The organism is Vulcanisaeta sp. JCM 14467, assembly GCF_001316245.1.
In the GTDB taxonomy this organism is placed as follows: Archaea; Thermoproteota; Thermoprotei; order Thermoproteales; family Thermocladiaceae; genus Vulcanisaeta.
This window is the reverse complement of the sequence record NZ_BBDM01000013.1, coordinates 1-12,486: the sequence shown is the minus strand read 5'-3', so window position 1 is coordinate 12,486 and position 12,486 is coordinate 1. Positions and strand designations below refer to the sequence as shown.

Below are 12,486 nucleotides of genomic sequence, written 5' to 3'. Positions count from 1 at the left end.
CATGGAGTGGGTTGATGAGTTACCGCCTAGGCCGTTCATGGTTAATGAGGGTGTGGAGTTGATGAAGTACAGGACTGGGGATGGTAGTGTCATCATTGCCAGGAAGCTCAATGAGGAGGGAGTAGGGTTATGAGGTGGTTTTCATGGGCCTCCTGAGGACCATAGGCCTTGTGTTCCTTGGGATCTTCCTGGCATTCTTCATACTAATTATTATTGCAGGCGTGGTGTACATGATGACCCACCCACAACTCACTAACCAAACCTTAGGCATCATGAACCAAACCATAAATCAGACACAATCATCAACAAGGCCGCCGCCAAACCCGATGCTCATCACTAACGCGCCTGCCGGTGTTGAGTACGTGGGTCCACCGACGGATGCCCTGGCGGCTTACTACTGCGTTTACCAGGCAAGGGTCGCCAGCGATGGTTCGTTGGTGAATGGCGCCTACGTGGCGAACTCCAGCGTTTACTCACCACCTGGCTACTCGGTTCAGTTGAATGTTGAGCTGAGTAATGGCTACACTGCCCAGAATGCCTGGGGTTTCCCGCACTTTGACGGTAATGTGCTGAGGGGTATTAGCGTCGGCGGCACCGTCTGGAGCGGTAATGGCGGCGTCCTCCACTTCAGGATAGCCCTCCAGTGCCCGACTGCGGTTGGCTAATCATCGGCATTAACGGGAGTACGCTTTACTTCGAGTACTCGGTTGATGGTAAGTCCATTAATTGGTACTACGGCTACAGCATCGGGTCTAACGCATCAATAGTCCCTGGCGTGGAGACAAACCTAATAATCGCTGGACCGACCAATGGGGCTGACGCTAACTTCACAAGCCTCTACGTGGTCCTAACCCTATACTACTGGAACGACACAGCGTGGGTTCCAGCGCCCGTTGAGGCGGTTAGCGGTGCTACTACACGGGTTTCGTAACCAATGCCTGGGTCTTCACGGGGCGTGGAGAGGCCGTGGTTTCCTGGCCCAATGCCGTGAACTCCTCAGCTGCCCTGCCAACCGTGGAACCGCCGAGCTTCACACCCGAGACACCGCCGAACCCTGTGTTGATCATTAATAGGGCGGCTGGCGTGACCTATGACGGCCCATCTACCACGGCTTTAGCTGGTTACTACTGCGTCTATGTCGCCAATGTGTCTAGTGATGGTTGGATGGTGAATGGCGTTTACCAACCCAACGCCAGTGCCTATTTACCACCGGGCTACGGTGTTCAGCTTAATGCGGAGTTGAGCAATAGTTTGTGGATCCAGGACGTATATGGTGGTGCTTACACAACAACTAACGGCGCCTTAACGAGCATAAATGTTGATGAGAATGTGTGGTCAAACAACACCCTCCTATCCCTCAAGACGGGCCCGGCCGCCCAGCCCTGTGGTTGGCTAATTATGAGGGTTGTCAATGGCACTGCGTACTTTGGTTACTCGAGTAATGGTGAGTCGGTGGATTGGTACTACACCTACAGTGGGTAATGCGACCATAGTGCCTAGTCATGAGACCAACCTCGTTATTGCGGGTCCGGGCAATAGTGCGGGTGTTAACTTCACGAGGTTATACGCCGTATTAGCGTTGTATTACTGGAACGGCACGGCCTGGGCACCGGCGCCGGTTGTTGTTGAGGGCGGCGGCACTGGCGAGTTCACGCTCAGGGCCTGGGTTTATGCGAATCAGAATGAGCCATAGTCTCATACCCACGTCCAGCCAACTCAACAATGCCGATGCCGCCCGTTAAGCCGCCCAGCATTAACCCATTTGCTCCGCCGAACCCGGCCTTCGTAACTTACCAGCCCGTGGGTGTCTCATACGATGGACCACAAACAACGGCGTTGGCTGGCTACTACTGCGTGTATAGGGTTGATGTGGCTAGTGATGGTTGGCTTGTCAACGGTGTTTATGAACCGAACTCCAGCGCCTACTTCCCGCCGGGTTACACCGTGCAGCTCAACGCCCAATTGAGCAATGGCTACTCGCTTGAGGATGCGTGGGGCTTCTCGTACAATACGGTCAACGGCGTCCTGGAGAGCATCAATGTTAGTGGGGAGGTGCTGGGGAGCAATGGGCAGTTACTCTCTAGCGAGACTGGCCCGGCTGGTGGTGATTGTGGCTGGTTCGTGATCAGTATTGAGGATGGTACGGTTTACCTGGGATACTCGAGCAATGGTAAGTCCGTGGATTGGTTCATGAGCTACACGATTGGGTCCAACACGGTCATCACGCCAGGCGCTGGGACTAGCATAGCCATCTCGGGGCCAGCCACTGGGGCGGGTGTTGACTTTAGGGACGTGTACGCAGTCCTAGCCCTATACTACTGGAACGGCACCGCCTGGGCACAAGCCCCAGTAAGGCCTGGGGTTGGGCCCGTGAGTGGTTGGGTCATGAACGCATGGATCTACACCAGCGGTAATGAGGCCGTGATCTCCTGGCCACAACCAACAAACTCATCAACCGCGATGCCCGGCACGGAGCCGCCGAGCTTCACGCCCTAGTCAAGGGCCTTCAATCATTGATTGCCACTTGGTTTTTGAGCATTATTGCGTATATACCGTGTTCATTGTGTATATTTATTTAAAGCCTAAAAGGATGGCTCAGAGTATTAATAATTAAATGGTACTGAGGGCTTACTTTCAAGCCTAAGCCCTAACCACCTGGCTGAACCCCAGGCACCTAAGTAGGCGTCCTGACCTACGAAAACGCCGATGGCCATGTGTGCGTTGAATGCCGTGAACCTGGCACGGACGTGGAACCAACACTAATCAGCCCATCCCTAAGCCCAATACTATCCCTATCAATGACCTCAAAGCCAGCATTACCGCAGGAAACCCGACAACGTCGTAACCCTCACTAAGATCGAAAACACCGGAGTCCACGTAATCGCTAACTCCCACCGCCAACCTCATCCACAAGCCTTATCAACTCAAAACCTACCTCATAAACTCATTTAGTGAACTAACTACCAAGTATCATTATACTTAATCAAGGTAAGCTCCTATTGACCATCCACATTTTACTATTGCTTATAGCAGTAAAGCCAACACCCTGAACTATCAATGGGTTTGCACCTAAAGAAATTATCACACACGAGCTCACCATCAACCTCCTTAGCACTAACACCCTCACTGCACCCCTTACTGCAACCAGCCCTGACGGTTAACACGCCAGCGATGCCACGCCCAACACAGCACGTAAGGTGATGGGACTCATGCTTATTCACAACAATACAACCCGCAACGCATTTATTATTGGGATTGCAATCATTATGGTCGAAGCACAGTACGTTAGTTGCTTTATTTATGAAGGCTATCAGGACCTCTGAGATTTTATTTTTATTATTTAAATATTCTTCGATAATTTTAATAATTTTATTTAAATAATTTTCAACTCCTTTTTCACCTAAGATACAATATTCGTTATCACGACCGAGCGTATATAAGTTACCTATTATTTTTTTCTATTGTTTGTGTTATTTGTGGCTTCCCACAGTAGTATAAATCAACTATGTTTATCCCTATTAGCTTCGTTTTCTTCACCTCTTACCACCCCACTGAGTATGGTTAATAGCGCTGGCTCGGTTAAGCCAGGTACAACGGCACCCCCTGACCAGGGCTCCACGGTTATCTTGCCTTCAGCAACATCCCTATTAAATACGTAAACCTCCACCGTATCCTCACCAGCCATCAGCGCTCCCCTCAGGAAGTCCATGCTATGTGTGGCAGTGACTATGTGGAATATCCACGGCTTCTCACCGCCCCTAAGCCTCCGCTCACTATCCTGCACAAGTTTATTTAGGAAGTAGCCCAGGAATAACGAGAGACTTGGGTGTGCATGCGCCTCGGGCTCCTCAATGAGGAGCACAGAGTTTTGCGGCAACGCGTAGGTATGTAGTGCGTAGAAGACCACGAGAGATGGTGCATAGACGCTGGAGAGCTCCTCAACATTAAGGCCGGTATTGCCTAATTCGAGGTCGTACCAATACCATGCACTGTTATTATCTGCAGTATTGACGTATTCGATGAATAACGGCATGAAGTGGCTGAGCGCCCTCCTGAAGTCCTCACCGCGCTCGCCAAGGGACTTTGAGACTTCCTCGATTATTGCTTGAAATTCTTTACGTGCCTTCTCGAAAAGATCCATCGCATAATATAGAAATCTCATGCTGGCTCTAATGCGTAGATCCCCAGCTACCTCATTCTCTGAGAGCGATTTATTAAGAGTATCAACATCGCGTAATATGGAATTTCTTATAGCACGTAGGTTCTCATCTCCCAGTTCCTCAACAGCCCTCCTTATTTCGTCTAACACAGACTTATCCTTACAAATGGCTGCAGCATAGTTCTATACGTATCGACATATACTGCATAGTCGTAATTCAAATCATCACCTGCACACTCCAGCGACCGCGGTAACTCATTGATACGATCATTCACGTAACCCCTCGCTATGATCTTCCTCCTCGCCAGCCTTGCTAGGCACATGAGTGTTAGCGACTTCCCGCTTAGGTTCGGCCCGATTAGTATGGTTAGCGGCTTAATATCAATACTTACATCAAAATTGATACCCTTTCCACCATATGTTAAACCTCCCTTAATCGTTAACTTGGGCATCTTTAGAGTAATGCTTTTAAGAAACTTTATATAAAATTTATGTAATGTCATACGGTTTTTCACGCTTCTACTCAAATGTTGTACAGAGCTTTAAGAGCGGAAATTATGATAATGGTTTAAAGGCCTTGATGAGCTATAGGGTTTATAGGACTACGGCTGCCTCCTTTAGGAAGATCTATAACATGATTGTGCCAGTCCTGGATAAGATAATATCCTCCTCCACTTCTTCTGGCGTTATTGACCAGTATCAAAGGGCCTTATTTAGGCTGAACGTAATTCTTGAGTATCAGAAGAACCGCGGCGTCATTGATGAGGACTTAGCTAATGGTATTAAGCAGGCACTTGATGAGATAAGGAATGCCAGGGACCCACAGCAGGCTAGGAGGCTTGCAGAAACCCTCAGGGATTCGCTTGACGCATTCCTAGCATACGTCATTTATAGTAGTAAGAGGGGTGAGGAGGAATGGCTGTGAGACAGTACCTCTCGCCCCAGCTGAGACTTGTTGGTATTTTTGAGTTAAAATTTAAACTCATTAATGAGACCGGCTTCCTGATTAGGAACGCCAAGGCTAGGGAAATCATGGGTGCAGCAGATGTTGAGCCAATGTCGATATATAAACAATATAGTATTGATAATAAAAATTACTCGCTGCGGGTACCATACATACCGGGCAGTTCCCTTAAAGGTAGGGCCAGGTCACTACTTGAGCTTGCCCTAGGCCTTAGCTTAAGCACCACAGATGGTAAGATCTACTACCACATGAGGGTTGGTGGGAGCAATCAGATAATTCATGATGACCCGTACTGTCCAGTCGATAACGTGTTTGGTAGTATGTCCATACAGCCTAAGGATTATCAGCCCGGTGAGGAGGGTCCCCATCCATATGCATGGCTTGTTGAGAAGTGCTGGGCGCTACTAGAGCCATATTCAGAGACATATACCCATCAGGAAATTACGTTAAAAAAACTATGTGATGAGAAGGATGGTTGCAATAACGTAACCTTTGAGGATTTCCTTGAGGAGAAGAGTGAGAATAGGATTGATAGGGTCACGAGCGCCGCAGACCCAAGGACAATACTTAGGGTTAAGCCTGACGTTGAGTTTGAGGGGTCGATCTCATTCCTGGTATTCGACCTCGACATGTGTAGGCGTAGGGAGTGTGAGGAGCATAGTAAGTTGAGGGAGTACATCAGGGACTACCCAGCCCGCTACTACCTACAGTCCCTGGTCGATGCGTTGATGCTTGTTGAGGAGACCTACATAGGTGGCTCGGGCACTAGGGGTTACGGGAACGTTAAGTTCAGGGACATAGTCCTGTCCCTACACAACCTGGCGGCTAATGAGCCTGCGCCCAGGGAGTTGGGTAGGTTTAGGGACTTGAGGGAGTTGAGGGACTTCATCGATAAAATGACTGTGTTTGACGACATTAAGAAGATTGTCTGTGGCTCAACGTGAGCGTAAATGAGGGTTGGCTATGCAATAGTTAGGTTCCTGGGACTTCAGGGTTGGTAGGACTGGCTTAATGGATACCCTGGACTACGTACCGTCAGACACCGTGCACTCGGCACTTGAGAATCTGACGCACATGGGTATTGACCACGGCATTGACAGGGTTTCCTCAATGTACAATGGCCTTCACAGGCAGTGGTGGTCCCGTACTCACGGTTCCAATGCCCATCGACCTAAAGATTCAATTACTTGACTTAGTTAGTAAAAAGTATGTTAATGATTATAGCAAGATCCATACCGCGATTAAGCGGATCAAGAAGTTAGCCTATATACCGCTTGACTGCCTCTATGAGCCCGACGTTGACGTTGACGACGGCGCTGTTAGGGTTCGCTGCGGTGGCCGTGAGTATAGGCATGTTGGTGATTACGGTGTTAGGGTTGGTATTCAGAGGAATGTCCTGGGCAGGGTATTCAATAACGCAGACACCTACAGGGTTGCGGCATTCCAACCAATCGTTGACTACGTGCTCTACTTCACGCTGAGGGAGGGTGCGGACATGGGCAGGGCCAGGACCGCCCTTGAGGTCCTGGGTAAGGTGGGTATTGGTGGGGAGAGGAGTGTTGGCCTTGGCCACTTCACCGTGATTGATGTCAGCACCATTGATTATCCATGGGATTCGGGAAGTCACGCACTGCTACTTGGCACTGCACTGCCACGTAGGTCGGAGGTCATTGGGTGCGTTAATTCTATTGTTAGAGGTTGGGTATGTAGTAATCCGTTTTACGTAATGGGTCCTATTTCCATCCTCACCGACGGCTCTGTGGTACATAGGGATTACCTGGATTTTGAAACATTAACCGGGCCTAACTGCGTTAAGAGACTTGACCCGCTGTGGTTGTGGTATGAGACTCGTTATCAATGTTGAGACGCCGACATTCGTGTTAAACGGAGGTAGACTGCATATTGGGTTAGACGCCATAGTCAGTGGGGATAGGCTCTACGTAATCGACATTAATAGGCTACCCATTGAGCAATTAATCAACGTCAGGTCGCCGGACTATAGGCAGGTGTTAAATGCCCTGATGAACACCGTGTCTAGGAACCCCGGTAAGTACTCGGTGAGGGACTACGCCGTAATAACTAAGTGTGAGGGCGTCGAGGTCCTCGACCATAGCCAGAGGGTATACCGCCCAGTGAGGTTAAGGGGCTGGTCAGGACTGCGTACCTGCATTGGTTGTTGATGAGGGATGAGGGGCTTAGGGAGAATTTCATCAAGGCCGTTTCCGAGGAGCTTCTTGCGAGGCCTAAATTGAACATGGTCTCCTCCACGGCTGAGGATAACGTGCTAACGGTAGTCATCGAGAGGGTCTATAATGAGGTGATGCATGAGGCCCCATACCGATTATTTAAGGACCTAGTGATAAGGCAGTTATCCAAGTCTCGGTTAAATGACTACGGCGTCTACTGCATCCACGATAGGGAAGATAAGTACAGGGTTATGGCAATCGGCCTAAAGCCAGGCGTTAGGCTTGAGTATGAGGTGGTTATAAGGCATCCCCCAGTCACTGATGATGTAAGGGCTAGGTTGCTAAACTATGGCGATATAGCAAATGCACTCAGGGCATTCAGCGATGAGGTTTCATCATTTGAGGGTAGGAGGGGCCTTAAGGTACCTAAATGTGGGGATGGCATACCAATGAGGGTCGGGTTTGGCGCAGGCAGGAGGTGGAAGACCGTAATCAACCTGCTGGAGAGGTATAGCCCAGAACTGGTTTCCAGGGTCGCGGACTACGTAAGTAATAAGCTCGGTAAGCCCTGGGGCGATGCCACGGTTAGGTTAGCAGGCAATGAGCCGTAGGATGGGTGTGCATTGAGGTGGGCTGAATGAGTAAGGAGCTGTGGTCGCCATAGCACTTTACGTATTGGGTAGGGTTAGGAGTAGGGCATATGGTGGCTCAGACGTAGACAACGCAGTCTACTACCTCAACAAGCTGAGAAACCTATTAGCTAGCGCAGGCCTTGATGCCGTCAAGGTTGAGCAGTTGATTAGGGAAAATGCGGCAATGAGCCGCATCAACTACGCCGTGGGAAGGAGTCTGGAGCCAAGCCGGGAATGCCCAGGTGATTCGAGTGTCGTAATCGACTTCATAAGCGGGGATAAAGTAGTTACTGTCGGACCCGCTCTAACACTCGATGTTGTCAAATATGGCGTTAGGGCTAGGGGTAGTTACAAGGATATTGTTGATGAAATTGATAGGTATGTTAACTCATTAGCGGGCCTACGCATGGATTACCAGCAGTTAGTTGAAACATTGTTGACCGTGATGAGACTAACCATACTCTACGTCCCATACTCCAACTGCGAGGGCGGCAACCGCTACTCGGCATATGCAGTGGCCCACGCAGCCATGGCTTACGCGTCCACAGACGGCAACTATAGGCTCCTGGGCATAGATGTCGTGGGTATACAGGACGTTATAGGCAGGATACAGAGGACTAAGCAGGCGATGAGGCAGTTAAAGGGTAGGTCAATCCTCATAAACCTGGTCCAGCAGCCGCGGCCATTAGGCTCATTAACGACGCCAACAAAGCCCTCAGGGACGACGTACTCAGCCCAGCGAACATACTAATGAATACGGGTGGTGAGGTCGTAATGCTGATACCTGATGTCGGTGAAGACGTATTAAATGAGGCTGTAGATGACGTGGAGTCGGCGGTTATCAGTGAATTTGAAGGTAGACTAGGCCTAGTCATAGCCTACACCAAGGCCCATAGTGTTGATGCTAGCTTCCGCGAGGTCCTGGATGAGCTTGAGAGGGAGCTCATTAGGCGGAGGTATGGTAGGTATAGGAGGGTTCACATTAATGGCATGGGTCTATGCGATATGTGTGGCATGGCGTCGGAAAAGCTAGAGAGAGTGCGGATGCTTGACGGCACCACGTTAAGGATGTGCCCCTTCTGCTACAAGGCCCATGAAATAGGCACGGTGAGTAGGAGGCTGGGATTTATTGCTAGGCTAAGGACCAGTAACTATGGTAGGGACCATTGCAAAAATGTGAACCTACTGGGCATTGACTACGCCATATGCCCTGAGGGGGTTAGTCCAAACTGCAGTAATGAGTATGTTCACTACAATTTAAATGAGTTGAGGTTCAGCTGCACGGGCAATGTTGCCAATTCAGTCATCTTCCTGAACACGACAATGCCCACAGACCCCGAGGCAGGCGAGACAGGCGATGTTATGGATTTGGAGAAAATAGGGATGGGGAACATGGCTATAACTATTAGGCTGATGCAAACTCGATGGGTAGGATTAAGCTAATGCCGCGAGGGATGCAGCAACATACGCGTTCTTCACCAACCTACTAACAACGATATTTGACGCATACGGCGCCTATTTAATAAGCAGTAATCAGGCAAGGTATGGTGGAGGCGTGTTCCTCATATACAGTGGCGGTGACGATGTTGTGGTGATCGGGGACCACATGGCGTTGGACTACATGGCGCGGCTCATCATTAGGGCTAATGAATTCTCGATAAACGTCGCCGCCGGCGCGATGGTGCACGATGTTTATCAACCAATCTACTTGTGTGGCTGGAGACTGAGGATAGGCTAATAAGGGCTAAGGAGAGGAATAGGGGCTCGTCACTGATTTACGTGATGGATACGGACAGGGCCCCAATAATACTGGGGCCAGATGACGTACTGGGCATTGCCAACTACGTATCGATGAGACATGATTACGCGGATCTTGAGGAGGGCCAGGGTGTAAGCTCATCAATGCTCTATAGGTTAAATAGGCATTTTGTAGAGATTTATAACGTACTTTACGAGGTTGCGTCAAATGGTGGCAACTGCTAGATGCCAGGAGGAGCTTCTTAGGGCCATAATAGAATACACCTACTACTACAATAGGAATAGGGATACTGTTTCACGGGCAGTCAATGAACTGGGCCGTGAATTAATGCCGGAAAACCTGGTAAACCTGCTAAAGAACATCAAGTGTGGTAGTGAGGATGGTGTAGGGCAGTATTTGAGGATTCTGGGGAGGGCTATAGCCAGCGTGAACATGTACGTACTCAGGGCTAGGTCAGAGGGTGGGGCCGGCTGGTAGCACCTTATACTCGATAGGCAGCACATACCTAAACCTAGCTAGGTCAAGGAGGGATAGGTCGCCGTAAAAATCGCAGACGCCTAATCCGCACTTTATCCTCCTGGCAAGGTGAATTAGGGTGGCTAACGCTGAGAGGCTAGGTGGCCTAAACCTGGCATGCCCCTGCCCACCAAGCCAAACTAGGAGCCTAATACCTAGGTCTTTACTAATAACAAACCTGCCAACACCGGCAATATGAAGCATAGGTAGGACGCCGCACTCATTGAGTGTGTTGACTAGTGTGTAGGCAAAATCCCCAAAATCCACAGGCCTAAAGGCAAAATGTTCAGTAACCAAGAAACCACCACACCTACTTGGCAAAACAAGGAAGTACACGCCTAGATCGGCAACACCCATACTTATGCCTAACCCATGCGTGGGGAATGGGCCGAGCCCATGGTCGTTAGAATCATCAACGGCCCTGGCTTGACCCTGCCTGGCCCTGGCTGGTCGTCACTATCCTTATCATCCCAAACCCCATACTCCTGCCCGTACCCACGTTAATGAGCTCCGCATAATTCAGCAAATGCCACAACTGTTGAATCCTCGACTGTCTCCTACTCACTATCTCGAACTCCACGGAGCCCATGAAGCCCAGCTCAGGCCTACCAGCATGCCTAGTGGCCACGACCCTACCCCTCATATCCCTCATATACACATAATTATAAGCCCACCTAACCAGGTACGGCCAAGACTTCAACTCACTGCCAAGACCAACAACGGTTGAGTAATGGTTTATCGTCGTAAGCAGTATGTTTGTTATACTCGGGCAGAAGTCAAACCTAACCCTACGCCTCCTACCCATGGTACTCCTCTTAGCAAACCTAACAGGGCTAAGGAACTCAATCCTAAACCTACTCCCACCAACCCTCCATAGGTCGTCGATCCTAAGAACCTCAACACCAAGGACACTAAGCGAAGCATCAACACTACCGACCTTCACGTTTTTAACGCCCTCAAGCCCATTAAGCAGCCTAAGCCCAAGGGACTCACCAACCACGGTAACCCTAAACCTCAACTCCTCATTAGGCGGCACCACGTGATCACCCCTAAACAAAACCCTACCATTATGCATGAGCGGCGTCACGGAAACGGGCTTAGGACCCTCCTAGCATGAAGCTCATCACCAAGGCCCCGCTCAATCGTGTTGAGTAGGTTTAGGAATATGGACATGGCCATCGAGCCGGTGAAGCCGCTGAGTACCATGGGCGATGATGACCTAATACCAAGGTTGAACACAAAGACCAGCGTCACCAAACCACAAATGGCAAAGAGGGATTTATCACCCTTACCACAAAGAAACACAATCAAAACCCACCACCCACAGGCAGCACCCAACAGCCACCCTTTACCACTATGGAGCCACCTAAGGTTGAACGCACATGCACAATTACCATATCCGACGCCGAGAAGAGTTTTAAACGGCCAGGCCATTATACCAATGGTATGGCCAGCAGCGAGGCCCTGGAGCATGCTAGACTAGCCCTTGAAATGTTTAACGAGGGCCTCGCTTCGCCGAGAAGGGTAATGTCGTCCAGGCCTGCGAGAAGCTTTACAAGGCAGTTGAGGAGGGCTTAAAGGCCCTGGCCATTGCCAGGAACCTCGACGAGGCCAGGACGGCTATGGAAAAGGGTAGGTGGACCGTGAGCCTACTGGACAAGGCAGCGCGCAGGTTGGGCGATGCCGTGGAGAGGGCTTGGGCCGAGGCCTACTTCCTACACGTCAACGGCTTCCACGAAGTCAGGATAGACATAAACGATGTAAAGTACAGAGTACCAATAATCGAGGCACTGATAAGAGAGGTGGAAAAACTCCTAAACCAGGGACCGTAACACCTAATCAAGGGCCTTACCGTGAGCAAGGAACGCCCAAACACCAACGCCAGGCCATACCCGCGACAAAGCCACACCTACCCACCGAGCCTTCAATATTCTATTGAAATCCTCCCCGCTATTCCCCTCAGTGTTGATTGGGGCGTCTGGGCGTTATTCTTTCAATATTCTATTGAAATCTTCTCCTGCATTAACGAGAGGTGTAGAGAGGACCTTGAGGAGGGGATCTTTCAATATCCTATTGAAATCTTCACGTCACGGCAATACCCATGTTCAACGCAACGACTGAGTAAACACCTTTCAATATTCTATTGAAATCTTCCAATTTCCAACCCCATCAAGGTTCAAACAACAACTGGGGATTTAACTTTCAATATTCTATTGAAATCTTCTTTCTATGGTGTCTTCAACATATGGTGTCACCGTTATTTCGTGATC

The 12,486-nt window shown here is 49.8% G+C and carries 24 protein-coding genes and 1 pseudogene; 18 read left to right on the top strand and 7 right to left on the bottom strand.

The annotated features are described in order from the left end of the window. Position 1 precedes the first annotated feature (1 nt). Genes JCM14467_RS19535 through JCM14467_RS11365 form a run of 6 tightly spaced genes read left to right on the top strand, consistent with a single transcriptional unit; the run spans position 2 to position 2,496 of the window. Positions 2-133 (top strand): hypothetical protein, encoded by a 132-nt coding sequence (locus tag JCM14467_RS19535; RefSeq protein WP_256359253.1) that lies wholly within the window; start codon positions 2-4, stop codon positions 131-133. Position 134: 1 nt separating this feature from the next. Then, on the top strand, positions 135-665 hold the full coding sequence (locus JCM14467_RS11385; RefSeq protein WP_054850231.1) for a hypothetical protein: 531 nt from the start codon (positions 135-137) through the stop codon (positions 663-665). Next, entirely contained in the window at positions 644-931 is a 288-nt protein-coding gene (locus JCM14467_RS11380) for a thermopsin family protease (protein WP_054850230.1), read from the top strand. Before JCM14467_RS11385 ends, JCM14467_RS11380 begins: the two co-directional genes overlap by 22 nt. A gap of 35 nt (positions 932-966) precedes the next feature. Further along, positions 967-1,482: a hypothetical protein gene (locus tag JCM14467_RS11375; protein ID WP_054850229.1), complete on the top strand. Its 516-nt coding sequence runs from the start codon at positions 967-969 to the stop codon at positions 1,480-1,482. Further along, positions 1,475-1,693, top strand: a complete 219-nt coding sequence (locus JCM14467_RS11370) for a thermopsin family protease (RefSeq protein ID WP_054850228.1) — start codon at positions 1,475-1,477, stop codon at positions 1,691-1,693. The genes JCM14467_RS11375 and JCM14467_RS11370 overlap by 8 nt, the downstream gene beginning before the upstream one ends. A 29-nt stretch (positions 1,694-1,722) precedes the next feature. Continuing rightward, positions 1,723-2,496, top strand: coding sequence for a hypothetical protein (locus tag JCM14467_RS11365; protein ID WP_054850227.1), 774 nt, complete (start codon positions 1,723-1,725; stop codon positions 2,494-2,496). A gap of 267 nt (positions 2,497-2,763) precedes the next feature. On the opposite strand, the gene JCM14467_RS18145 is transcribed toward JCM14467_RS11365, so the two are convergent. The 4 genes from JCM14467_RS18145 to JCM14467_RS11350 all read right to left on the bottom strand — a co-directional run bounded on the left by JCM14467_RS18145 (position 2,764) and on the right by JCM14467_RS11350 (position 4,611). Beyond that, positions 2,764-2,901, bottom strand: a complete 138-nt coding sequence (locus tag JCM14467_RS18145) for a hypothetical protein (RefSeq protein ID WP_252901464.1) — start codon at positions 2,899-2,901, stop codon at positions 2,764-2,766. 116 nt (positions 2,902-3,017) lie between these two features. Then, positions 3,018-3,221: a hypothetical protein gene (locus tag JCM14467_RS11360; RefSeq protein WP_054850226.1), complete on the bottom strand. Its 204-nt coding sequence runs from the start codon at positions 3,219-3,221 to the stop codon at positions 3,018-3,020. Between the two features lie 278 nt (positions 3,222-3,499). After that, entirely contained in the window at positions 3,500-4,309 is an 810-nt protein-coding gene (locus tag JCM14467_RS11355) for an ATP-binding protein (RefSeq protein ID WP_054850225.1), read from the bottom strand. Further along, positions 4,303-4,611 (bottom strand): hypothetical protein, encoded by a 309-nt coding sequence (locus JCM14467_RS11350; protein WP_054850224.1) that lies wholly within the window; start codon positions 4,609-4,611, stop codon positions 4,303-4,305. Before JCM14467_RS11350 ends, JCM14467_RS11355 begins: the two co-directional genes overlap by 7 nt. Positions 4,612-4,655: 44 nt before the next feature. Here JCM14467_RS11350 and JCM14467_RS11345 point away from each other — a divergent pair, with 44 nt between their 5' ends. From JCM14467_RS11345 to JCM14467_RS11300, 10 genes are all read left to right on the top strand, one after another. Further along, entirely contained in the window at positions 4,656-5,084 is a 429-nt protein-coding gene (locus JCM14467_RS11345) for a type III-A CRISPR-associated protein Csm2 (RefSeq protein ID WP_054850223.1), read from the top strand. Next, entirely contained in the window at positions 5,075-6,067 is a 993-nt protein-coding gene (locus JCM14467_RS11340) for an RAMP superfamily CRISPR-associated protein (protein WP_252901463.1), read from the top strand. Before JCM14467_RS11345 ends, JCM14467_RS11340 begins: the two co-directional genes overlap by 10 nt. 137 nt (positions 6,068-6,204) lie before the next feature. Further along, on the top strand, positions 6,205-6,987 hold the full coding sequence (locus tag JCM14467_RS11335) for a hypothetical protein (RefSeq protein ID WP_252901462.1): 783 nt from the start codon (positions 6,205-6,207) through the stop codon (positions 6,985-6,987). Further along, positions 6,965-7,303: a hypothetical protein gene (locus tag JCM14467_RS11330; protein ID WP_054850221.1), complete on the top strand. Its 339-nt coding sequence runs from the start codon at positions 6,965-6,967 to the stop codon at positions 7,301-7,303. The genes JCM14467_RS11335 and JCM14467_RS11330 overlap by 23 nt, the downstream gene beginning before the upstream one ends. Then, positions 7,303-7,920, top strand: a complete 618-nt coding sequence (locus JCM14467_RS11325) for a hypothetical protein (RefSeq protein WP_252901461.1) — start codon at positions 7,303-7,305, stop codon at positions 7,918-7,920. Before JCM14467_RS11330 ends, JCM14467_RS11325 begins: the two co-directional genes overlap by 1 nt. A gap of 40 nt (positions 7,921-7,960) precedes the next feature. Further along, a complete protein-coding gene (locus JCM14467_RS11320; RefSeq protein WP_054850219.1) occupies positions 7,961-8,692 on the top strand; it encodes a hypothetical protein in 732 nt (243 codons plus the stop codon). Beyond that, a complete protein-coding gene (locus tag JCM14467_RS11315) occupies positions 8,692-9,384 on the top strand; it encodes a hypothetical protein (protein WP_054850218.1) in 693 nt (230 codons plus the stop codon). Before JCM14467_RS11320 ends, JCM14467_RS11315 begins: the two co-directional genes overlap by 1 nt. A 112-nt stretch (positions 9,385-9,496) precedes the next feature. Then, a complete protein-coding gene (locus JCM14467_RS11310) occupies positions 9,497-9,679 on the top strand; it encodes a hypothetical protein (RefSeq protein ID WP_054850217.1) in 183 nt (60 codons plus the stop codon). Beyond that, entirely contained in the window at positions 9,652-9,924 is a 273-nt protein-coding gene (locus JCM14467_RS11305; protein WP_054850216.1) for a hypothetical protein, read from the top strand. Before JCM14467_RS11310 ends, JCM14467_RS11305 begins: the two co-directional genes overlap by 28 nt. Beyond that, complete coding sequence (locus JCM14467_RS11300) at positions 9,911-10,177, top strand: hypothetical protein (protein WP_252901460.1); 267 nt, start codon at positions 9,911-9,913, stop codon at positions 10,175-10,177. The genes JCM14467_RS11305 and JCM14467_RS11300 overlap by 14 nt, the downstream gene beginning before the upstream one ends. Here the strand turns inward: JCM14467_RS11300 and JCM14467_RS11295 are convergent. The 3 genes from JCM14467_RS11295 to JCM14467_RS11285 are packed head-to-tail and all read right to left on the bottom strand — an operon-like array spanning position 10,154 to position 11,650. Then, a complete protein-coding gene (locus tag JCM14467_RS11295; RefSeq protein ID WP_054850214.1) occupies positions 10,154-10,573 on the bottom strand; it encodes a hypothetical protein in 420 nt (139 codons plus the stop codon). The genes JCM14467_RS11300 and JCM14467_RS11295 overlap by 24 nt on opposite strands. Before the next feature lie 55 nt (positions 10,574-10,628). Continuing rightward, entirely contained in the window at positions 10,629-11,303 is a 675-nt protein-coding gene (gene cas6, locus JCM14467_RS11290) for a CRISPR system precrRNA processing endoribonuclease RAMP protein Cas6 (RefSeq protein ID WP_054850213.1), read from the bottom strand. Next, the gene (locus tag JCM14467_RS11285) at positions 11,300-11,650 is read right to left on the bottom strand and encodes a hypothetical protein (protein ID WP_252901459.1); all 351 of its coding nucleotides are present in this window, start codon (positions 11,648-11,650) and stop codon (positions 11,300-11,302) included. The genes cas6 and JCM14467_RS11285 overlap by 4 nt, the downstream gene beginning before the upstream one ends. 12 nt (positions 11,651-11,662) lie before the next feature. Between JCM14467_RS11285 and JCM14467_RS20170 the strand changes: the two genes are divergently transcribed. After that, positions 11,663-11,794, top strand: a complete 132-nt coding sequence (locus tag JCM14467_RS20170) for a hypothetical protein (RefSeq protein ID WP_342765539.1) — start codon at positions 11,663-11,665, stop codon at positions 11,792-11,794. Further along, positions 11,785-12,048, top strand: a pseudogene (locus JCM14467_RS11280) (PaREP1 family protein); the annotation flags it as partial. The gene JCM14467_RS20170 and the pseudogene JCM14467_RS11280, both read left to right, overlap by 10 nt. Positions 12,049-12,486: the final 438 nt, after the last annotated feature.